General features: G+C 60.7%; 20 protein-coding genes and 1 riboswitch. Of the genes, 15 read left to right on the top strand and 5 right to left on the bottom strand.

Annotated features, from left to right (window positions below):
- Window positions 1-132: 132 nt before the first annotated feature.
- The 3 genes from DU29_RS0110635 to purM are packed head-to-tail and all read right to left on the bottom strand — an operon-like array spanning window position 133 to window position 2,563.
- Window positions 133-846 carry a DUF3108 domain-containing protein gene (locus DU29_RS0110635; RefSeq protein WP_028621679.1) on the bottom strand — a complete coding sequence of 238 codons (714 nt, stop codon included), beginning with the start codon at window positions 844-846 and terminating at the stop codon, window positions 133-135.
- 8 nt (window positions 847-854) lie between these two features.
- Window positions 855-1,505, bottom strand: coding sequence for a phosphoribosylglycinamide formyltransferase (purN, locus tag DU29_RS0110630; protein ID WP_028621678.1), 651 nt, complete (start codon window positions 1,503-1,505; stop codon window positions 855-857).
- Window positions 1,505-2,563 (bottom strand): phosphoribosylformylglycinamidine cyclo-ligase, encoded by a 1,059-nt coding sequence (purM, locus tag DU29_RS0110625; RefSeq protein WP_028621677.1) that lies wholly within the window; start codon window positions 2,561-2,563, stop codon window positions 1,505-1,507. Before purM ends, purN begins: the two co-directional genes overlap by 1 nt.
- Window positions 2,564-2,944: 381 nt before the next feature.
- Between purM and DU29_RS0110620 the strand changes: the two genes are divergently transcribed.
- The 6 genes from DU29_RS0110620 to DU29_RS0110595 all read left to right on the top strand — a co-directional run bounded on the left by DU29_RS0110620 (window position 2,945) and on the right by DU29_RS0110595 (window position 8,287).
- The gene (locus tag DU29_RS0110620) at window positions 2,945-4,003 is read left to right on the top strand and encodes a DUF2066 domain-containing protein (protein WP_028621676.1); all 1,059 of its coding nucleotides are present in this window, start codon (window positions 2,945-2,947) and stop codon (window positions 4,001-4,003) included.
- Window positions 4,004-4,036: 33 nt separating this feature from the next.
- Complete coding sequence (locus DU29_RS0110615) at window positions 4,037-5,110, top strand: AI-2E family transporter (RefSeq protein WP_028621675.1); 1,074 nt, start codon at window positions 4,037-4,039, stop codon at window positions 5,108-5,110.
- Between the two features lie 191 nt (window positions 5,111-5,301).
- Window positions 5,302-6,006, top strand: a complete 705-nt coding sequence (hda, locus tag DU29_RS0110610) for a DnaA regulatory inactivator Hda (protein ID WP_010456804.1) — start codon at window positions 5,302-5,304, stop codon at window positions 6,004-6,006.
- Between the two features lie 212 nt (window positions 6,007-6,218).
- Entirely contained in the window at window positions 6,219-6,860 is a 642-nt protein-coding gene (locus tag DU29_RS0110605) for a C40 family peptidase (RefSeq protein WP_028621674.1), read from the top strand.
- Between the two features lie 218 nt (window positions 6,861-7,078).
- Entirely contained in the window at window positions 7,079-7,618 is a 540-nt protein-coding gene (locus DU29_RS0110600; protein WP_028621673.1) for a C40 family peptidase, read from the top strand.
- Between the two features lie 15 nt (window positions 7,619-7,633).
- Window positions 7,634-8,287 (top strand): O-methyltransferase, encoded by a 654-nt coding sequence (locus tag DU29_RS0110595; protein WP_028621672.1) that lies wholly within the window; start codon window positions 7,634-7,636, stop codon window positions 8,285-8,287.
- A 193-nt stretch (window positions 8,288-8,480) separates the two neighbouring features.
- Here DU29_RS0110595 and DU29_RS0110590 read toward each other — a convergent pair whose 3' ends face one another.
- Both DU29_RS0110590 and DU29_RS0110585 read right to left on the bottom strand, forming a co-directional pair.
- The gene (locus tag DU29_RS0110590; RefSeq protein ID WP_028621671.1) at window positions 8,481-9,794 is read right to left on the bottom strand and encodes a PQQ-dependent sugar dehydrogenase; all 1,314 of its coding nucleotides are present in this window, start codon (window positions 9,792-9,794) and stop codon (window positions 8,481-8,483) included.
- A 68-nt stretch (window positions 9,795-9,862) separates the two neighbouring features.
- Entirely contained in the window at window positions 9,863-10,447 is a 585-nt protein-coding gene (locus DU29_RS0110585; protein ID WP_028621670.1) for a hypothetical protein, read from the bottom strand.
- Between the two features lie 155 nt (window positions 10,448-10,602).
- Window positions 10,603-10,836, top strand: a riboswitch (cobalamin riboswitch).
- A gap of 81 nt (window positions 10,837-10,917) precedes the next feature.
- On the opposite strand from DU29_RS0110585, the gene cobO reads away from it, so the two are divergent.
- The 9 genes from cobO to cobC all read left to right on the top strand — a co-directional run bounded on the left by cobO (window position 10,918) and on the right by cobC (window position 19,400).
- Window positions 10,918-11,529, top strand: a complete 612-nt coding sequence (cobO, locus tag DU29_RS0110580; RefSeq protein WP_028621669.1) for a cob(I)yrinic acid a,c-diamide adenosyltransferase — start codon at window positions 10,918-10,920, stop codon at window positions 11,527-11,529.
- The gene (locus DU29_RS0110575) at window positions 11,526-12,926 is read left to right on the top strand and encodes a cobyrinate a,c-diamide synthase (RefSeq protein WP_028621668.1); all 1,401 of its coding nucleotides are present in this window, start codon (window positions 11,526-11,528) and stop codon (window positions 12,924-12,926) included. The genes cobO and DU29_RS0110575 overlap by 4 nt, the downstream gene beginning before the upstream one ends.
- A complete protein-coding gene (gene bluB / locus DU29_RS0110570; protein ID WP_028621667.1) occupies window positions 12,923-13,573 on the top strand; it encodes a 5,6-dimethylbenzimidazole synthase in 651 nt (216 codons plus the stop codon). Before DU29_RS0110575 ends, bluB begins: the two co-directional genes overlap by 4 nt.
- Complete coding sequence (gene cbiB / locus DU29_RS0110565) at window positions 13,570-14,478, top strand: adenosylcobinamide-phosphate synthase CbiB (protein WP_028621666.1); 909 nt, start codon at window positions 13,570-13,572, stop codon at window positions 14,476-14,478. Before bluB ends, cbiB begins: the two co-directional genes overlap by 4 nt.
- Window positions 14,471-15,463 carry a threonine-phosphate decarboxylase CobD gene (gene cobD / locus DU29_RS0110560; protein ID WP_028621665.1) on the top strand — a complete coding sequence of 331 codons (993 nt, stop codon included), beginning with the start codon at window positions 14,471-14,473 and terminating at the stop codon, window positions 15,461-15,463. The genes cbiB and cobD overlap by 8 nt, the downstream gene beginning before the upstream one ends.
- On the top strand, window positions 15,460-16,911 hold the full coding sequence (locus tag DU29_RS0110555; RefSeq protein ID WP_028621664.1) for a cobyric acid synthase: 1,452 nt from the start codon (window positions 15,460-15,462) through the stop codon (window positions 16,909-16,911). The genes cobD and DU29_RS0110555 overlap by 4 nt, the downstream gene beginning before the upstream one ends.
- Window positions 16,912-17,254: 343 nt before the next feature.
- Window positions 17,255-17,776: a bifunctional adenosylcobinamide kinase/adenosylcobinamide-phosphate guanylyltransferase gene (gene cobU, locus DU29_RS0110550; protein WP_028621663.1), complete on the top strand. Its 522-nt coding sequence runs from the start codon at window positions 17,255-17,257 to the stop codon at window positions 17,774-17,776.
- Entirely contained in the window at window positions 17,773-18,828 is a 1,056-nt protein-coding gene (gene cobT / locus DU29_RS0110545) for a nicotinate-nucleotide--dimethylbenzimidazole phosphoribosyltransferase (RefSeq protein WP_028621662.1), read from the top strand. Before cobU ends, cobT begins: the two co-directional genes overlap by 4 nt.
- A complete protein-coding gene (cobC, locus tag DU29_RS0110540) occupies window positions 18,825-19,400 on the top strand; it encodes an alpha-ribazole phosphatase family protein (protein ID WP_028621661.1) in 576 nt (191 codons plus the stop codon). The genes cobT and cobC overlap by 4 nt, the downstream gene beginning before the upstream one ends.

Raw genomic sequence — 19,400 nt, 5'->3', positions numbered from 1 at the left:
TACACCAAGAAAATCTCAAGCGCCTAAATGTCAGCTATCGCGAGCAAGCTTGCTCCTACAGTGGACCAAGAACATTTGCGAGGATCAGGCCGAACCAAACACCCACAGCGACATCATCAGCGAAGCGGCCACTCAGCTACCTTTTACAGCCTTCCCGTTAACAGTCCCATCAAGCAGCATGATGTTGTACTCCTTCCCATCCGTCTCAACCTGCTGCAAACGAACCAACAGATAATCCCAATCCTTGGCAAACCACAGCACGGTAGTGCGCTTGCTTTGAGTCGGATCCCGTACTCGCTCAACCTTGATCGCATCGATCTGGCCAGCCTTGGTATCGACTTTCTCCGAACCCAGCACACGGAAGTCATAAGTGTCGATTTCACCATCATCGACGACCTGATAACTCATGCTCTTCTTGCCAGCGGCCACGTCGTGTTGCAGAGCCAGCTGATAAGTGGATTTGTCGACCATGCCGCGATTCAGCGGGATCTTGACCGCGTCGCCGCGATCGGTACCGGTGACCATCTTGTTGGTCCAGTCGAAATCCAAGTCAGCCTTCTTGGCTTTACCCAGGCCGCCACGCTCGAAGTGATAGGACTGAGGCAGCAGAGCGTCCTTGTCGACGGTCAGAGTGCTTTCTTCGGTGAGGCTGGCGATCATCATCGACGCCTTGAAGCTGAGCTTCCAGACACCGTTGGCTTCCTTGGTCAGGCTGCGCTCGGCGGTGCCGCTCATGGGCAGCTGTTTCCAGTCGGCGGTGTAGCTGGCGGAGAAAGGTTGAAGGTCTGCAGCCTGCGCAAAAGGCAGGGCGAGCAGGGCGCAAGCGAGGAGCAGGGCGCGACGCATAATATCTCCTAGATTCGAATCAAGTGGCCGCTGGGCGCAAGTAACTTGCCATCCAGTAAAGCACCATCCTCGCCGAGCGATAAACGACCCTCGGCAAACCAGCGCACAGCCATCGGGTAGATCAGGTGTTCCTGGGTGTGGACTCGTTGCGCCAGACTCTGCGGCGAATCCTGCAACTCTACCGGTATTACTGCCTGTACGACCAGTGGTCCGCCATCGAGTTCCTCGGTGACGAAGTGCACGGAGCAGCCATGTTCAGTGTCACCGGTCTCCAGCGCACGCTGGTGGGTGTGTAACCCTTTGTATTTGGGCAGCAGCGAGGGATGGATGTTAAGCAGGCGGCCCGCGTAATGGCGCACGAAGTCAGCGCTGAGAATGCGCATGAATCCGGCCAGGACCACGAGTTTGGGGTTGAAGGCGTCAATCAGTTCGATCAGCGCGGCATCGAAGGCCTCGCGGCCTTCAAACGCTTTGTGATCCAGGGAGCGGGTTTCGATGCCCGCATCCCTGGCGCGTTGCAGGCCGTAAGCGTCGGCGCGGTTGGAAATCACCGCAGCGATGCGAACCGGGCTGTTGCCGGTCCGCGTGCTGTCGATCAAGGCCTGCAAGTTACTGCCGGTGCCGGACAACAGCACCACGACATCACAAGTTGCTGGCATCAGTGAGCCTTAAGGTTCTTCAGCTCGACCTGAGCCGCGCCTTCGGCAGCAGTGGAAATCTGGCCGATCACCCAAGGCTGCTCGCCGGCTTCACGCAGTACGTTCAGCGCAGTTTCAACGTGCTCCTGAGCCACGCAGATAACCATGCCGACGCCGCAGTTCAGTACACGGTGCATTTCGTTTTCGTCGACATTGCCTTGCTCTTGCAGCCAGTCGAACACGGCAGGGCGGGTCCAGCTTGCGACATCAACCACCGCTTGTGCGCCTTTTGGCAGAACACGCGGGATGTTGTCGAGCAGGCCGCCACCGGTGATGTGTGCCATGGCCTTGACCGCGCCGGTTTCCTTGATCAGCTTGAGCAGCGGCTTCACGTAGATGCGGGTGGGGGCCATCAGCAGGTCGGTCAGCGGCTTGCCGTCGAGCTGGATGTTTTCGATGTCGGCGCCTGCCACTTCGATGATCTTGCGGATCAGCGAGTAACCGTTGGAGTGCGGGCCGGAAGACGGCAGGGCGAGCAGGGCATCGCCGGCAGCGACTTTCGAGCCGTCGATGATTTCGGATTTTTCCACGACGCCAACGCAGAAGCCGGCCAGGTCGTAGTCTTCGCCTTCGTACATGCCCGGCATTTCAGCGGTTTCGCCGCCGACCAGGGAGCAGCCGGACAATTCGCAGCCAGCACCGATGCCGGTCACGACCTGGGTCGCGGTCTCAACGTTGAGTTTGCCGGTGGCGTAGTAATCGAGGAAGAACAGTGGCTCGGCGCCGCAAACCACCAGGTCGTTCACGCACATGGCAACCAGGTCGATGCCGATGCTGTCGTGCTTGTTCAGGTTCAGCGCCAGACGCAGCTTGGTGCCGACGCCGTCGGTGCCGGAAACCAGCACAGGCTGTTTGTAGCCGGCCGGGATTTCGCAGAGGGCGCCGAAACCGCCCAGGCCGCCCATGACTTCCGGGCGCGCAGTGCGCTTGGCGACGCTCTTGATGCGTTCGACCAATGCTTCACCGGCGTCGATGTCTACACCGGCGTCCTTGTAGCTCAGGGAGGGTTGCTTGCTCATGATCCAGGCCTTTAGGGGGGATTCAGGGGTAACGACCAGGTCCAGTGGGACCGCCGAAACAGACGAAGGCAGCTGCCATGCGCGCATTTCAGGGTGCCCGGCTATTGCCGGTCTGCGAAGGCGCGCGATTTTATCAGGCTTGAGGGACAGCGGCCATCCTCACGCCGACGGCAGGGACATATCCGCTCAAAAAAAGCTTCAGGGTGCGAGCGGTTTGCAATGCTTAAGGCGGTATAAGGTGACGCCATTACCGTCTATCGTTAGGGCAGTGCGAAAACTTACCCGGGACGTGTGAATGTTTTGCGCGGGGCGATGGTCACAGCCTTGCTCGATTGTCTTCACGCGGCCTGTTCCAGCCGCCCTTGTCGTCAGGAATCTTCCATGCGTTTTTCCGGATTGTTGTTTGCAGGATGTTTGTCCCTGATCAGCCTGGCCAGTCAGGCAGAAACCGTTAAAGGCCTTTATCAAGTGCGCGAGCCTGTCAGCAGTCAGGCGCCCGAAGAGCGTACCCAGGCAACCCAGCGAGCGCTGGAAACGCTGGTAACGCGTCTGACCGGCGATCCCAAGGCCGCACAGAATCCGGGCCTGGCCGCGATTCAGAAAGATCCGCAGCAGATCATCAGTCAATACGGTTTTGAAGCCGGGCCGCCGGAGGTACTGAAAGTCGACTTCGATCCGGCATCTACCCAGGCAGCCTTGCGTCGCGCCGGCTTGTCGCTGTGGGGCGCGAATCGGCCGTCGATCCTGAGCTGGTGGTTGAATGATTCCACCGAAGGCTCGAGCCTGGTGGGCGACGGTCAGGCCAGTGCCGCGCCGCTGCGTCGGGCGGCTCAGCATCGTGGTTTGCCGCTGCGTTTGCCGCTGGCCGACCTGAGTGAGCAGTTGGTGGCCACTGCGCCAAATCTGGAAGGCGCCGACCCTGCACCGTTGCGCGATGCATCAGACCGTTACAATGCCGACGCCTTGCTGGCGGTGCATGCCCGCGAGGAGGGCGGTCAGTGGCAGGCGAAATGGCAACTGTGGCTCGGCGACAAGAAGGAGGCGGGCAGTGTTGAGGGCGCGGATCAGGCTGCGCTGGCCGATGCGGTCATGCTGGCCGTCAATCAACGCCTCGCGCCGCGTTTTGTGGTCAAGCCGGGAGCCAGCGGCGAGCAACTGCTGGAAGTGCAGGGCATGAATCTTGAGCGTTATGCCACACTGGGCCGCTTGCTCGAACCGTTTCGTGGGCGCCTGCAAAGTGTTGACGGCGACCGAATTCTTTATCGGGTCAATGGCAGTGCCGAGCAGCTGCGAGCGCAACTGTCACTGGCAAAACTGCTGGAAGTGCCTGCCGGTGAAGTACCTGCGCCAGTCGCACCGGTTCAGCCCGTGGACGGCAGTACCGCACCTGTCCCAGCGCCAGCCCCGGTGGTGATGCCGCAATTGCGTTTCCGTTGGTAGATTTTCTTTCCTTATATAAAGCAGGAGTTTTACATGGCCGATACGCGGCGTTGGTTTTGGCTCGGTGGGTTGGTCCTGCTTTGCGCATTCCTGTGGCTGTTACATCCGATTCTCACGCCGTTTCTGGTGGCGCTGCTGCTGGCCTACATGTTCGACCCGCTGGTGGATCGTCTGGAAAAGGCCGGTTTGTCCCGCACATGGTCGGTGGTGGCAGTGTTCGCGCTGATCACGCTGATCTTTACCGCGCTGTTGCTGGTGCTGGTGCCGATGCTCGCCAAGCAGTTAATCCGTTTGTACGAGCTGGCGCCTCAGATGCTCGACTGGTTGCAGCACAGCGCGTTGCCTTGGGCCCAGTCTAAGTTTGGTCTGTCGGATGGTTTCTGGAAGTTCGACAAGCTCAAGGCTGCCATCAGCGAACACATGGGGCAGACCACCGACATTGTGGGTGTGGTGCTGAGTCAGGCGACGGCTTCGGGCCTGGCGTTGATCGGCTGGCTGGCTAACCTGGTGCTGATCCCGGTGGTGGCCTTTTATCTGCTGCGGGACTGGGACCTCATGATGGCCAAGATCCGCAGCCTGCTGCCGCGCGACCGGGAAGAGCGGATCGTCACATTGGCCGGCGAATGTCATGAAGTACTGGGCGCGTTCATACGCGGGCAGTTGCTGGTGATGGTGGCCCTGGGCATCATTTACGCAGCGGGCTTGATGATTGTTGGCCTGGAGCTTGGGTTGTTGATCGGACTGATCGCCGGGCTCGCGGCAATCGTGCCGTACATGGGCTTTGTCATCGGCATCGGCGCGGCATTGATTGCCGGCCTGTTCCAGTTCGGTGGCGACCTCTATCCAATGATCGGCATCGTTGCGGTATTCATGGTGGGTCAGGCGCTGGAAGGGATGGTGCTGACGCCTTTGCTGGTCGGCGACCGCATCGGCCTGCACCCGGTAGCAGTGATTTTCGCGATACTGGCCGGTGGTGAATTGTTCGGATTCACCGGCGTATTGCTCGCACTGCCAGTGGCTGCAGTGATCATGGTGCTGGTGCGTCATGTGCATGATTTGTACAAGGATTCGGAAATGTACAGCGGTGCCGAGGATCCTAAACTGTAAGGTCGTTCGGTAGTGATAACAGGCGGTGTTACCCTGACACCGCCAATGAAACGGTCACCAAACCGCAGCAATTACGCAAACCTTTGATTTTGCTTGTGGTCTGTCGCATTGTGCGGCCAGCTTCACGGGTATAAACTTCGCAAACTTTACACAGAGGCCACTAACGGTTCCCTTGGAACTGTTCAGTCAGGATGAAACCGATTCAGCTGCCCTTAGGTGTGCGTCTGCGTGACGACGCTACCTTTATCAACTACTACCCAGGCGCCAATGCCGCTGCACTCGGCTATGTCGAGCGGCTTTGCGAAGCCGACGCCGGTTGGACCGAGAGCCTGATTTATCTCTGGGGCAAGGACGGGGTAGGGCGCACGCATCTGTTGCAGGCCGCCTGCCTGCGTTTCGAACAGTTGGGTGAACCGGCGGTGTACTTGCCGCTGGCTGAGTTACTGGATCGCGGCATCAGCATTCTCGACAACCTCGAACAGTACGAACTGGTGTGCCTGGATGACCTGCAGGCGGTTGCCGGTCGTGCAGATTGGGAAGAGGCATTGTTCCATCTGTTCAACCGACTGCGCGACAGCGGTCGGCGTCTGCTGATCGCGGCATCGACTTCACCAAGGGAGTTGCCAGTGAAGCTGGCGGACCTCAAATCCCGCCTGACTTTGGCGCTGATCTTCCAGATGCGCCCCCTCTCCGACGAAGACAAATTGCGTGCGCTGCAGCTGCGCGCATCCCGTCGCGGGTTGCATCTGACCGACGAAGTGGGGCATTTCATTTTGACCCGTGGAACTCGCAGCATGAGTGCGCTGTTCGAGCTGCTGGAGCGACTCGACCAAGCGTCACTTCAAGCTCAGCGCAAGCTGACCATCCCGTTTCTGAAAGAAACTTTAGGCTGGTAAAAATCAGAATTTTGCGTGGGATCGGCAGTTTTCAGACGTCAAAAAGCCCGCATTCCTACAGGTTATAGGCTTTGAACGGTCTAAATGGGGGATTAGCGCTTAGATGTTGAGCCGGAACAGGGAAGTCACATAAAGTTCGATTGAATTTGCAAATGAGGATGATAGCGGGCATAGTCGCGGCTTCTTCACCTCTCTCAGCCACGGTCGTGCCCATGCTAAATCGCTTCGCACCCCTCGTGCCTCTCGCACTCGTTACCCTTCTGTTCGGTTGCGCCGCCCACACTCCAGTCGTCGAGCAGGCGCCTCAGCAGCAGGTTAAAAACTCGGTTACAGCCCAGTCGTCTTCGATACTTTTCCAGCGCGAACTTGACCAGCAAGAGCTCGCGACCGACAAGGAACTGGCGACCTTTGCCGACGGCAAGTCTTACCAGCTTCCGGTTCTGGCTGACAGCATCCTTGAACGCGGCATGTCCCTGATCGGTACCCGTTACCGTTTCGGCGGAACCTCCGAGGCCGGGTTCGATTGCAGCGGCTTCATTGGCTACCTGTTTCGCGAAGAAGCCGGGCTGAATCTGCCACGTTCCACCCGTGAAATGATCAACGTTGATGCGCCGCTGGTTTCGCGCGGCAACCTCAAGCCGGGTGATCTGCTGTTCTTCGCGACCAACGGTCGTCGCGGCCGTGTCAGTCACGCCGGGATCTACCTGGGTGACAATCAGTTTATCCACTCCAGCAGCCGCCGTAGCGGTGGCGTACGGGTCGATAGCCTGGGCGACAGCTACTGGAGCAAGACTTTCATTGAAGCCAAACGCGCACTCGCAATGGCCCCTACCGTGGTCACTGCGCGCAAATAAGTGTCTAGAATCGCCACTCCGGTGGCGAGCAACGCCTCTCTGCAACGGAGTAGGCGGACACTTTGTAAGGCGAAGTTAAAGTCTTACTTGAAGTTTGCCGCGTAGCCGCTAGAATCCGATCTATTATTGATGGCAAACCGCCTGCGCCTCGCGTTGGCGGTTTTGTTTTCTGCCATTACGGTGGAAAAAAGCCGCAGCCAGATCAGGATGTTCTGCCCATGACCATGTCGGCCCGCCTCGCAATCATGATCTTCGCCGCGCTGCTGAGCGCCTGCGCCAGCCGCACACCGCCGCCGCCCGCGCCGGTGGTTCGCGCGCCCATCGTCTTCGCTCCGGCGCAGGATTTTTCACCCGAAGCTCAGGACGTGCTGTTCCGAGCGTTGGGCCTTGTCGGCACACCTTATCGCTGGGGCGGCAACACCCCGGATTCAGGTTTCGATTGCAGCGGGCTGATAGGTTACGTCTACCGTGACGTCACCGGCATCGCCCTGCCGCGCACCACCCGCGAGATGATCAGCATGCAAGCCGCCAGTGTCGGCAAGGAAGGCCTGCAGACCGGTGACCTGATTTTCTTCGCCACCAACGGCGGCTCACAAGTCAGCCACGCCGGGATCTATGTCGGCGAAGGCCGCTTTGTGCATGCGCCCGCCACGGGCGGGACGGTGAAGCTCGATAGCTTGTCGAAAGCTTACTGGCAGAAAGCCTACCTCAGCGCCAAGCGCGTTTTGCAACCTGAGCACCTGGCGCGCAACCCTTAACCGTCAGAGGTTGTCATGACCGCTCGCACGCTCAACCTCGACGATTCCCTTTATCAATACCTGCTCGACGTTTCCCTGAGGGAAACGCCGTTGCTCAAGCGTCTGCGCGACGAAACCCAGGCGATGCCCATGGCCCGTTGGCAGGTGGCGCCAGAGCAGGGGCAATTCCTTGCGTTGCTGGTGAAACTGATCGGCGCGAAACGTCTGTTGGAAGTGGGCACCTTCACCGGATACAGCGCGCTGTGCCTGGCGGCAGCGCTGCCGGAGGACGGCTCGCTGATTTGCTGTGACATGCCAGGGGATTACAACGACATTGCGGAGCGTTACTGGCAGGAAGCCGGACTGGACGCTCGAATCGACCTACGCCTCGCGCCGGCGCTGCAAACGCTGGGTCAGATCGACAAGCCCGAGCATTTCGATCTGATCTTCATCGACGCCGACAAAGCCAATTACCCAAGCTACCTGGAACACGCGTTGCGCTTGCTGCGCGTCGGCGGTCTGGCGATATTCGACAATACGCTGTGGAGCGGGAGAGTGCTTGAAACGAATCCCGAAAGTACCGACACCCGCGCCATCCAGGCGCTCAATCTGGCTTTGAAGAATGACGCGCGGGTTGATTTGTCACTGTTGCCGCTGGGCGATGGTTTGACGTTGTGCCGTAAGCGGTAGAGCGCAGCGCCTGTGTTAGCGAGTCTGCTCGCGAGAGCGGACTGAATGCTGGCATTGATGGTGCGCTACTGACGCCATCGCTGGCAGGCCAGCTCCCACAAGAATGACCTGTGACAACTGGCGCAGCCTGCGTCTGATCGCGGCCCGAGCCGGACGCAGGCTTCTAAGGTTTTATGCTATGGCGCACACCGAGTTACTTGGCCGCCGACACCCGCCAAACCTTATTCCCCACATCATCCGCTACCAACAGCCCGCCCTGCTGATCCACCACTACGCCCACCGGCCGGCCCATGGCTTTCTCATCGTCATTGAGAAAGCCGGTCAGCACATCAATTGGCTGCCCGGTCGGTTTGCCCGCAGCAAACGGCACGAAAATCACCTTGTAGCCACTGTGCGGCTTGCGGTTCCACGAACCATGCTGACCGATGAAAGCGCCTTCCTTGAACTGCGCCGGCAGCTCGTTGCCCTCTGCAAACGTCAAACCCAGCGAAGCTGTATGCGGGCCAACCGCATAATCCGGGGCGATCGCCTTGGCCACTAAATCAGGATTCTGCGGTGTCACGCGCACATCCACATGCTGGCCGTAATAGCTATAAGGCCAGCCGTAGAATCCTCCGTCCTTCACCGAAGTGATGTAATCCGGGACCAGATCGCTGCCGATCTCATCCCGCTCATTCACCGCCGTCCACAACGCGCCGCTCTGTGGCTCCCAGGCCAAACCGTTCGGATTGCGAATGCCGGAAGCGAAAATCCGATGGTTGCCCGTGGCCCGATCAACTTCCCAAATCGCCGCGCGACCTTCTTCCTGATCCATGCCGTTCTCGCCGACATTGCTGTTGGAACCCACCGTCACGTACAACTTGCTGCCGTCCTTGCTGGCGATGACATTCTTGGTCCAGTGATGATTCAACTTGCCGCCCGGCAAATCGACGATTTTGATCGGCTGCGACTTGATCGCCGTCTCGCCCGCTTCGTAATGGAAACGCAGCAAGCGATCCGTGTCCGCGACGTACAGGTCAGTACCAACCAGCGTCATGCCAAAAGGAGAGTTGAGGTTTTCCAGAAACACCGTGCGTGTTTCGGCAACGCCATCGTGATCGGCATCGCGCAACAGAGAGATTCGATTCGCGCTGGGCACGCCGGCACCGGCGCGGCCCATGACTTTCTCGGTGACCCAGCCTTTGATGCCTTTGCTGTCGTCAGGCTTGGGCGGTGCATTGGTTTCGGCCACCAGTACGTCGCCATTGGGCAGCACGTAGAGCCAGCGCGGGTGATCCAGGCCTTCGGCAAACGCCGCGACTTGGGTTCCCGCTGCCGGAACCGGTTTGGCACCTTCGGGCCAACCGATCGCGGGCGCGATGTTCACCGTCGGTATCAGGGTCTTGTTTGGTTCCGGCAATTTTGGCGATGGGCCGGTGCCGTCGGACACCTGCAGCGTGGACGTTTCGCCACAGGCCGCGAGCCCTCCAGCGAGTACGATGACGAAAGCGAGCTGGGGCTTGCGCATGCTGATCTTCCCTATGAATGCAGTGGCTTGATCAGTAGAGAAGCGCAAACCCGCGATGGTTCAACCGATCAGCCACGCGCTTCCTTGAGTAGCAGGGCGATGCCGGGGTGATAGTTGCCGGCCTCATTGTGCAACTTGCGGTAGGCGTACGGGAAATACCAGGCGACGGCGCAGGTGTGTTCCTTCTGCAAATCGTCGACCATGTCCTGGAGCTCTTCCGGGGTGGCGCTGTGCTGGGATTTTTGCGGCGCGACGAACAGGCAGCCGAGTTTCAGATCGCTGGCGTAGCTGATTTTCCTCGCCTCGCTGGTGATATCGGCCAATGCCTGTGTCAGGTTCAAGCTGTTGACCTTCGGCCAGCGTTGTGAGGCCTGAATGAAGGCACGCTCTTCGCTGGTGGCAATCAGCAAGTCGGCGCGAGCGTTGCGTTCACCTTCTTCATTCTGTTTGCGGGTCGGTGTTTGCTGCAGCGTGATCATTTCCGCCATCCACGCAGCGGCCGAGAGCACGCTGAGGTTGGCTTTTTCGTCATGCCAGTAAGGCGTTTCGTTATCGCCGCGCACGGCGTTGAAACGGTCGATGCAATCGAACCAGCGTTCGAGCGCCGGGCGCAGGAATTCCAGCTTTGGATTGCTGATGATCATGCCTTGCATGTGGCTCACCCTTGTTATTGTAATGTGGCAGATGTGGCTCTTTGATATCACTGCTTGAAGTGTGGCACAAGATCGGCGACAGCAAATGGATCGACGTAAGTTATTTACCCCGCTGCCTCCCGGCTTCAATTGACGCTCCACCCCCAACCCTCTAACCTTCGCCGCTTGTTTCAGGTGCTCTGTGGCCGTGGCCGACAGGGTGAAACAGGGAAACCGGTGAGTGCGCTCTTCCAGTACATGGGAAGCCACAATCCCGGCGCTGCCCCCGCAACGGTAAATGAGTAAACACTGCGTCTTGAGCCACTGTGTCGATTGTCGGCATGGGAAGGCGCGCAGTCAGGCGAACGCCGCTCATGAGCCCGGAGACCGGCCTGATTCATCCAACGGCATCACGGTGGGCGATGCCAGGCTTTTTGCCGTCTATTCTTGTGCCTGCCCGCCGTTATCCAGTCTCAACGGAGAGCTCCCCCATGACCGATTCCCCTGATCGTGACGAACGTCATCTGGCGCGCATGTTGCGCAAAAAAGCCGTGATCGACGAACGCATCGCCAATTCCCCGAACGAATGCGGCCTGCTGCTGGTGCTGACCGGCAATGGCAAAGGCAAAAGCAGTTCGGCGTTCGGCATGCTCGCACGGTCGATGGGCCACGGCATGCAGTGCGGCGTGGTGCAGTTCATCAAGGGGCGCAACAGTACCGGTGAGGAAATGTTCTTCCGGCGCTTCCCGGAGCAAGTTCGCTTTCATGTGATGGGCGAGGGCTTCACGTGGGAAACCCAGGACCGCCAGCGTGACATCGCCGCCGCCGAAGCCGCGTGGGAAGTTTCCCGGGAACTGCTGCGCGATCCGTCGATTGGCCTGGTGGTGCTCGACGAATTGAACATCGCGCTGAAGCATGGCTACCTCGATCTCGATCAGGTGCTCAGCGACCTGCAAGCGCGACCACCGATGCAACACGTAGTGGTCACCGGTCGGGGTGCAAAACCGGAGATGATCGAACTGGCCGACACCGTCACTGAAATGGGTGTGATCAAACATGCTTTCCAGGCCGGGATCAAAGCGCAAAAAGGCGTAGAGCTGTGAACCAGCCACGTCATTGCCCGGCGGTATTGATTGCCGCGCCGGCTTCCGGCCAAGGCAAGACCACCGTCACCGCCGCGCTGGCCCGGTTGCACCGCAATCAGGGGCGCACGGTACGCGTGTTCAAATGCGGACCGGACTTTCTCGACCCGATGATTCTCGAACGCGCCAGCGGCGCGCCGGTGTATCAATTGGACATGTGGATGGTCGGCGAGCAAGAAAGTCGCCGACTGTTGTGGGAAGCCGCCGCCGAAGCCGACCTGATTCTGATCGAAGGCGTCATGGGGCTATTCGACGGTACGCCGTCCAGCGCCGACCTGGCGCGACACTTTGGTGTGCCGGTGCTCGCCGTCATTGACGGCACGGCGATGGCGCAGACCTTCGGTGCCCTGGCGTTAGGGCTGGCGAAATACCAGCCGGATTTGCCGTTCGCCGGCGTCCTGGCCAATCGCGTCGGCACCCTGCGTCACGCGCAATTGCTTGAAGGCAGCCTGACCGAGGGTTTGCGCTGGTACGGCGCCTTGTCCCGAGAGACCGGCATCGAATTGCCAAGTCGCCATCTCGGCCTGGTCCAGGCCAGCGAGTTGAACGATCTCGATGTGCGCCTCGATGCGGCGGCCAACGCGCTGGCCAGCAGTTGCGAAGTGGCGCTGCCACCGCTGGTGGAATTCGCCGCGCCAGACGTTATCGCTGTCGAGCCATTGCTGGCCGGCGTGCGGATTGCGGTGGCGCATGACGAAGCGTTTGCGTTCACCTACGGTGCAAGCCTGGATGTGCTGCGGGCCATGGGCGCCGAGCTGCTGTTTTTCTCGCCGATCCGAGATGCCGATCTGCCCGAAGCGGACAGCCTTTATCTGCCCGGTGGCTACCCGGAATTGCACCATGTAGCGTTGTCGCAGAACACCTCGATGCTGGAGGCCATTCGCGCCCATCACGCGGCGGGCAAACCGCTGCTGGCCGAGTGTGGCGGCATGTTGTATCTGCTCGACTCGCTGACCGATGTCGAAGGCACTCGCACCGAACTGGTCGGCTTGCTGCGCGGCGATGCGGTGATGCAAAAGCGCCTCGCCGCGCTGGCCCTGCAAGCGGTCGAATTGCCGGAAGGTCTGTTGCGTGGCCACACCTACCATCACTCGCTGACCTCCACCGAACTTGAGCCGATTGCCCGCGGGCTGAGCCCCAATGGCGGGCGCGGGGCGGAGGCGGTGTACCGCGAAGGGCGAATGACGGCTTCGTACGTGCATTTCTATTTCCCGTCGAATCTTTCAGCGGCTGCCGCGTTGTTCGCGCCCGACCTTAAGGACGCCTTCGCGAGCAGGCTCGCTCCTACAGTTGCAGATGTGTTGCCTGAAGAAACTCGTTCCACTGTGGGAGCGAGCCTGCTCGCGAAGAGGCCATGACCGACAACGCCTTCACTCAGGCAGAACGCGAGGCCGTCTATAAAGCCATCGCCGAACGCCGCGACATGCGCCATTTCACCGGCGGCACCGTGGAGCCCGAGCTGCTGCAGCGCCTGCTCGAAGCCGCTCATCAAGCGCCAAGCGTCGGCCTGATGCAGCCCTGGCGCTTCATCCGCATCAGCGATAAAGCGTTGCGCGGTGAGATCCGCCAACTGGTAGAAGCAGAGCGCATCCGCACCGCCGAAGCCCTCGGCGAGCGCAGCGACGACTTCATGAAACTCAAAGTCGAAGGTATTAATGACTGCGCCGAAGTACTGGTCGCGGCGCTGATGGACGACCGCGAGCGACACATATTCGGCCGTCGCACGCTGCCGGAAATGGACATGGCCTCGCTGTCCTGCGCAATCCAGAACCTGTGGCTGGCGTCCCGTGCCGAAGGGTTGGGCATGGGCTGGGTGTCCTTGTTCGAGCCGCAGGCACTGGCGGATCTGCTGGGCATGCCGGCCGGCGCGAAACCGCTGGCGGTGATTTGCCTGGGCCCGGTCAAGGCATTCTATCCGGCGCCGATGCTGGTACTCGAAGGCTGGGCGCAGGCGCGTCCGCTGAGCGAAATGCTGTATGAAAATTATTGGGGAGTGAGGCAATGAGTGTGGCGTTATTGAGTGTCGCCGCGGTTGCGCTGGATGCGCTGCTGGGCGAACCGAAACGCTGGCATCCGCTGGTGGCGTTCGGCCGTTTTGCCGATCGCATCGAGCGCCGTTTCAACGGTGAAGGTCGCGGCTGGCGCAGTCATGGCGTTACCGCGTGGGTGATCGCAGTGGTGCCGCTGACGTTGCTGGCCACGGCGTTTTCCTGGGCGCCTTACATCGGCTGGATGATCGAAATTGCGCTGCTGTATTGCGCGCTCGGCATGCGCAGCCTTGGTGAGCATGTTGAGCCGGTCGCGAAAGCGTTGCGCAGCGATGACCTCGATGAAGCGCGCAGGCGGGTCGGTTATCTGGTCAGCCGCCAGACCAGCGAGCTGGATAAAACCGAAGTCGCCCGCGCCGCCACCGAGTCGGTCCTGGAAAATGGCAGCGACGCGGTGTTCGCCGCACTGTTCTGGTTTGCCGTGGCGGGTGCACCCGGGGTGGTGCTGTATCGCTTGAGCAATACGCTTGATGCGATGTGGGGTTATCGCAACGAACGCTTCGAGCGCTTCGGCTGGGCGGCCGCGAAGATCGACGACGTGCTCAACTACATTCCTGCTCGCCTGGTGGCGTTGACCTACGCACTGCTGGGTAAAACCCGACTCGCGCTGAAATGCTGGCGCACCCAAGCGCCGCAGTGGGACAGTCCGAATGCCGGTCCGGTGATGGCCGCAGGCGCCGGTGCATTGGGGGTCGAACTGGGCGGGGCGGCGATTTATCACGGTGAGTTGCATCAGCGCCCGCAACTGGGCGAAGGCGTGCTGGCGGACGCCGATTCGATTGATCGTGGCTGGCAATTGGTCCAGCGCGGGGTATGGTTATGGCTGCTGATTCTCTGCGTCGGAGCTGAATTTTATGCTTGAACACGGTGGACGCTTGCGCCAGGCCGCGCTCGAATACGGCATCGCCGAAGGCGAGTGGCTGGACCTCTCGAGCGGGCTCGCGCCCTGGCCTTTTCCTGTCCCGGAAATTCCCCTGCGCGCGTGGGCACGCTTGCCGGAAATCGACGATGGCCTGGAGCAGGCAGCTTGCGACTATTACGGCGCCGCACACTTGCTGCCGGTGGCCGGCTCACAGATGGCGATTCAATTGCTCCCGCGCTTGCGCCGCGTCGGCAAGGTCGGCGTGTTGTCGCCGTGCTACGCCGAACATGCCGAAGCCTGGCGCCGCAGCGGTTACATCGTGCGTGAGGTGCTGGAGCAGGAAGTCGATTTCTATATCGATAACCTCGACGTACTGGTGGTGGTCAACCCGAATAATCCCACCGGTTTGAGCCTGCCTCCGAGCCGACTGCTCGGCTGGCACACAAAAATGGCGCAACGCGGTGGCTGGCTGGTCGTCGACGAAGCGTTCATGGACAACACGCCGCAGTTGAGCCTGGCGCCTTTTGCCCATTTGGTCGGTTTGATCGTGCTGCGTTCGTTCGGCAAGTTTTTCGGCCTGGCCGGGGTGCGTCTGGGCTTTGTGCTGGCTGAACGCAAATTGCTCAGATTGCTCGCCGAACAGGTGGGGCCCTGGGCCGTCAGCGGGCCCACTCGCGTCATCGGTCAGGCCTGTCTGCTCGACACCGACGGCCACGCACGCCAACGCCTGCGCACCGAAGAAGCCAGTGAGCGGTTGCGGCAGTTGCTGGAAAAATCCGGCTTCCCTGCGCAGGGCGGCTGCGCGTTATTTCAATGGGTGGTTACCGACCGTGCCGAGCAGCTGCACGAGTTCATGGCCCGCCGTGGCATTCTCTTGCGACTGTTCATCCACAGCAGCAGCGTCCGTTTTGGTCTGCCCGCTGACGATTGCGATTGGCAGCGCCTTGAGCAGGCATTTATGGCGTTCAACAAGGAAACCCGATGACCACGTTGATGGTGCAGGGCACCACTTCCGATGCCGGCAAAAGCACACTGGTGACGGCATTGTGTCGCTGGGTCACGCGCCAAGGCGTGCGGGTGGTGCCGTTCAAGCCGCAGAACATGGCACTCAACAGTGCGGTGACCGCAGACGGTGGTGAGATCGGTCGCGCGCAAGCAGTGCAGGCGCAGGCGGCTTTTTTGCCGCCGCACACCGACATGAACCCGGTGCTGCTCAAGCCCAACAGTGACACCGGTGCACAAGTGATCATTCATGGTCGCGCGGTCACGACGATGAACGCGGTCGCTTATCACGACTACAAAACCATCGCCATGCAAGCGGTGCTGGCGTCCCATGAACGGCTGAGCGCAGCCTATCCAGTGGTGATGGTCGAAGGCGCAGGCTCGCCGGCGGAAATCAACCTGCGCGCTGGTGACATCGCCAACATGGGTTTTGCTGAAGCGGTGGATTGCCCTGTGGTCCTGATCGCCGACATTAACCGTGGCGGCGTTTTTGCCCATCTGGTCGGCACGCTGGAGCTGCTGTCGACAAGCGAACAGGCGCGGGTCAAAGGCTTCATCATCAACCGTTTTCGCGGCGACATCGCGCTGCTGCAGCCAGGTCTCGACTGGCTTGAAGCGCGCACCGGCAAACCGGTGATTGGCGTCTTGCCCTACGTGATGGACCTGCATCTGGAAGCCGAGGATGGCATTGATCAGCGCCAGACCGGCAAGGTCGAGCACGTTCTCAAAGTCGTGGTGCCGGTGCTGCCGCGCATCAGCAACCACACCGATTTCGATCCGCTGCGCCTGCATCCGCAAGTCGATCTGCAATTCGTCGGCCCCGGTCAGGCGATTCCATCCGCCGACCTGATTATTCTGCCCGGCTCGAAGAGCGTGCGCAGCGACCTCGCTTTTTTGCGCGCCAACGGCTGGGAAACCGCGATCGCCCGTCACTTGCGCTACGGCGGAAAATTGCTGGGGATTTGCGGCGGTCTGCAAATGCTTGGCCTGCAGGTGCACGACCCGCTGGGACTGGAGGGCGCGCCGGGTTCGAGTGCCGGTTTGGGTTTGCTGGCGTTCGAAACCCGACTCGAGCAAGAAAAACAATTACGCAATGTGCGCGGGCGTCTGGCGCTGGAAGATGCGCCGGTCAGTGGCTATGAAATTCATGCCGGCGTCACGACCGGGCCGGCGCTGGAGAATGCCGCCGTGCAGCTGGACGATGGCCGTTGCGATGGCGCGCAAAGTGCCGACGGGCAGATTTTTGGTACGTACTTGCATGGGCTGTTCGAATCGCCGCAGGCGTGCAGCGCGCTGTTGCGCTGGGCCGGCTTGCAGGACGTGCAGGAGGTCGATTACCACGCTCTGCGCGAGCGCGATATCGAGCGATTGGCGGATCTGGTGGAACAGCATCTGGATACCCGGCTGCTGCGGGAGCTGTGTGGGATTTGAGGTGCTTTCCAGAATGCCATCGCCAGCAGGCTTGCTCCCACAGGTTTCATGTTGAATTGAATTGTGTGAACGGCGCAAAACCTGTGGGAGCCAGCCTGCTGGCGATGAGGCATTCACCGTCTTCGAAGGCTGGCTCCCACAAGTTTCGTGTTGGATTCAATAGTGTGAACGGTGCAAAACCTGTGGGAGCCAGCCTGCTGGCGATGAGGCATCCACCGTCTCCGAAGACTGGCTCCCACAGGTTTCGTGTTGAATTGAATTGTGTGAACGGCGCAAAACCTGTGGGAGCCAGCCTGCTGGCGATGAGGCATTCACCGTCTCCGAAGATTTCAAGGAATAAACCATGCTCCAACTGATCCTCGGCGGCGCCCGCTCCGGCAAAAGCCGTCTCGCCGAAAAACTCGCTACAGATAGCCAGCTCAAGGTCACCTACATCGCCACCAGCCAACCCTTGGATGGCGAGATGAACGAGCGTATTGCCCATCACCGTGCCCGTCGCCCGGCCGACTGGTTGCTGATCGAAGAGCCCGTCGAGCTGGCCCGCGTCCTGCGCGAAAACGCTAGCGCCGAGCGTTGCCTGCTAATCGATTGCCTGACGCTATGGCTGACCAATCTGCTGATGCTCGAAGACAATGATCGCCTGATCGCCGAGCGCGAGGCCTTGCTGGACGGCCTGGCATCGCTGCCGGGTGAAATCATTTTTGTCAGCAACGAGACCGGCATGGGCGTCGTGCCGTTGGGTGAGCTGACTCGCCGCTACGTCGATGAGGCCGGTTGGCTGCATCAAGCCCTGGCCGAACGCTGCCAACGCGTCGTCCTGACCGTCGCCGGTCTACCCCTGACTCTGAAAGGAAGTGCTTTATGACCCCATCCTGGTGGCTGAACCCGTGCCAGCCGATCAACGCTGCCATCGTCGAGCAGGCCCAGGCGCGCCAGCAACAGCTGACCAAACCGGCCGGTTCGCTCGGTCGACTGGAAACGGTAGCGGTGCAATTGGCCGGGATGCAAGGCCAGGTAAAGCCCAGCGTTGATCACCTGTGGATCGCCATTTTTGCCGGCGATCACGGCGTGGTGGCCGAAGGCGTGTCGGCATTTCCGCAGGAAGTCACCGGGCAGATGCTGCACAACTTCGTCAGCGGCGGGGCGGCGATCAGCGTGCTGGCGCGGCAGCTCGGCGCGTCGCTGGAAGTGGTCGATCTGGGTACCGTCAACCCGGCACTGAATTTGCCGGGCGTGCTTCACCTCAACATCGGCGCCGGCACCGCCAATTTCGTCCAAGGCCCGGCGATGACGGTAGCTCAGGGCGAACTCGCCTTGCAGGCCGGGCGTGACAGCGTGTTGCGCGCAGTGGCGGCGGGCAGTCAGTTGTTCATCGGCGGCGAGATGGGCATCGGCAATACCACAGCGGCGAGTGCATTGGCTTGCGCGTTGCTGAACTGCCCGGTGGTGCATCTGACCGGGCCGGGCACGGGCCTTAACGCAGCCGGCGTCAGCCACAAAACGCAAGTCATCGAGCGCGCGTTGACGCTGCACGGTGCGCAATGCGGTGATGCCTTGCAGACGCTGTTCAACCTCGGTGGCTTTGAAATCGCGGCACTGGTCGGCGCCTATCTGGCGTGTGCGCAGCAAGGTGTTGCGGTGTTGGTGGACGGTTTCATTTGCAGTGTCGCCGCGCTGGTCGCGGTGCGCTTGAATCCTGAATGCCGCGCTTGGCTGCTGTTCGGGCATTGCGGCGCCGAGCCGGGCCATCGTCATGTGCTCGAAACGCTGGGTGCCGAGCCGTTGCTCGATCTCGGCCTGCGTCTGGGCGAGGGCAGCGGTGCCGCGCTCGCCGTGCCGCTGCTGCGTCTGGCGTGCGACCTGCATGGCCAGATGGCGACCTTCGCCGAAGCTGCCGTTGCGGATCGACCGGCATGACCTTGCGCCTGGACCTCTTGCGCCACGGTGAAACCGAACTCGGCGGTGGTCTGCGCGGCAGTCTCGATGACGCGCTGACCGATAAGGGCTGGGCGCAAATGCGCGCCGCGGCGGTTGAGCAGGGCCCCTGGAATCGCTTGATCAGCTCACCGTTGCAACGTTGCGCGCGGTTCGCTGAAGCGTTGGGCGAGCAGTTGGAACTGCCGGTGCAGCTGGAGAAAGATCTGCAAGAGCTGCATTTCGGCGCATGGGAAGGGCAGAGCGCGGCGGCGTTGATGGAGACCGATGCCGACGCGTTGGGCTCATTCTGGGGGGATCCTTATGCCTTCACACCGCCTCAAGGTGAGCGAGTCGCGGATTTCTCAACTCGCGTGCTGGCCGCTGTCGAGCGTCTGCACGCGGCTTATGCCGGCGAGCGGCTGCTGCTGATCAGTCATGGCGGAGTGATGCGTTTATTGCTGGCACAGGCGCGCGGATTGCCACGTGAGCAATTGCTCAATGTCGCAGTGGGCCACGGGGCGATGTTTTCCCTGTCGGTCGAATCCGCGGGTTTGTTGAAGGAAGTGAGCTGA

The organism is Pseudomonas sp. Ant30-3 (genome assembly GCF_000690905.1).
GTDB lineage: Bacteria > Pseudomonadota > Gammaproteobacteria > Pseudomonadales > Pseudomonadaceae > Aquipseudomonas.
This window is presented reverse-complemented; position numbering and strand designations above follow the sequence as displayed.

Coding starts and splice junctions, on each gene's coding strand:
- DU29_RS0110635 (WP_028621679.1), bottom strand. CDS start 846: ATGCGTCGCGCCCTGCTCCTCGCTTGCGCCCTGCTCGCCCTGCCTTTT.
- purN (WP_028621678.1), bottom strand. CDS start 1,505: ATGCCAGCAACTTGTGATGTCGTGGTGCTGTTGTCCGGCACCGGCAGT.
- purM (WP_028621677.1), bottom strand. CDS start 2,563: ATGAGCAAGCAACCCTCCCTGAGCTACAAGGACGCCGGTGTAGACATC.
- DU29_RS0110620 (WP_028621676.1), top strand. CDS start 2,945: ATGCGTTTTTCCGGATTGTTGTTTGCAGGATGTTTGTCCCTGATCAGC.
- DU29_RS0110615 (WP_028621675.1), top strand. CDS start 4,037: ATGGCCGATACGCGGCGTTGGTTTTGGCTCGGTGGGTTGGTCCTGCTT.
- hda (WP_010456804.1), top strand. CDS start 5,302: ATGAAACCGATTCAGCTGCCCTTAGGTGTGCGTCTGCGTGACGACGCT.
- DU29_RS0110605 (WP_028621674.1), top strand. CDS start 6,219: ATGCTAAATCGCTTCGCACCCCTCGTGCCTCTCGCACTCGTTACCCTT.
- DU29_RS0110600 (WP_028621673.1), top strand. CDS start 7,079: ATGACCATGTCGGCCCGCCTCGCAATCATGATCTTCGCCGCGCTGCTG.
- DU29_RS0110595 (WP_028621672.1), top strand. CDS start 7,634: ATGACCGCTCGCACGCTCAACCTCGACGATTCCCTTTATCAATACCTG.
- DU29_RS0110590 (WP_028621671.1), bottom strand. CDS start 9,794: ATGCGCAAGCCCCAGCTCGCTTTCGTCATCGTACTCGCTGGAGGGCTC.
- DU29_RS0110585 (WP_028621670.1), bottom strand. CDS start 10,447: ATGCAAGGCATGATCATCAGCAATCCAAAGCTGGAATTCCTGCGCCCG.
- cobO (WP_028621669.1), top strand. CDS start 10,918: ATGACCGATTCCCCTGATCGTGACGAACGTCATCTGGCGCGCATGTTG.
- bluB (WP_028621667.1), top strand. CDS start 12,923: ATGACCGACAACGCCTTCACTCAGGCAGAACGCGAGGCCGTCTATAAA.
- cbiB (WP_028621666.1), top strand. CDS start 13,570: ATGAGTGTGGCGTTATTGAGTGTCGCCGCGGTTGCGCTGGATGCGCTG.
- cobD (WP_028621665.1), top strand. CDS start 14,471: ATGCTTGAACACGGTGGACGCTTGCGCCAGGCCGCGCTCGAATACGGC.
- DU29_RS0110555 (WP_028621664.1), top strand. CDS start 15,460: ATGACCACGTTGATGGTGCAGGGCACCACTTCCGATGCCGGCAAAAGC.
- cobU (WP_028621663.1), top strand. CDS start 17,255: ATGCTCCAACTGATCCTCGGCGGCGCCCGCTCCGGCAAAAGCCGTCTC.
- cobT (WP_028621662.1), top strand. CDS start 17,773: ATGACCCCATCCTGGTGGCTGAACCCGTGCCAGCCGATCAACGCTGCC.
- cobC (WP_028621661.1), top strand. CDS start 18,825: ATGACCTTGCGCCTGGACCTCTTGCGCCACGGTGAAACCGAACTCGGC.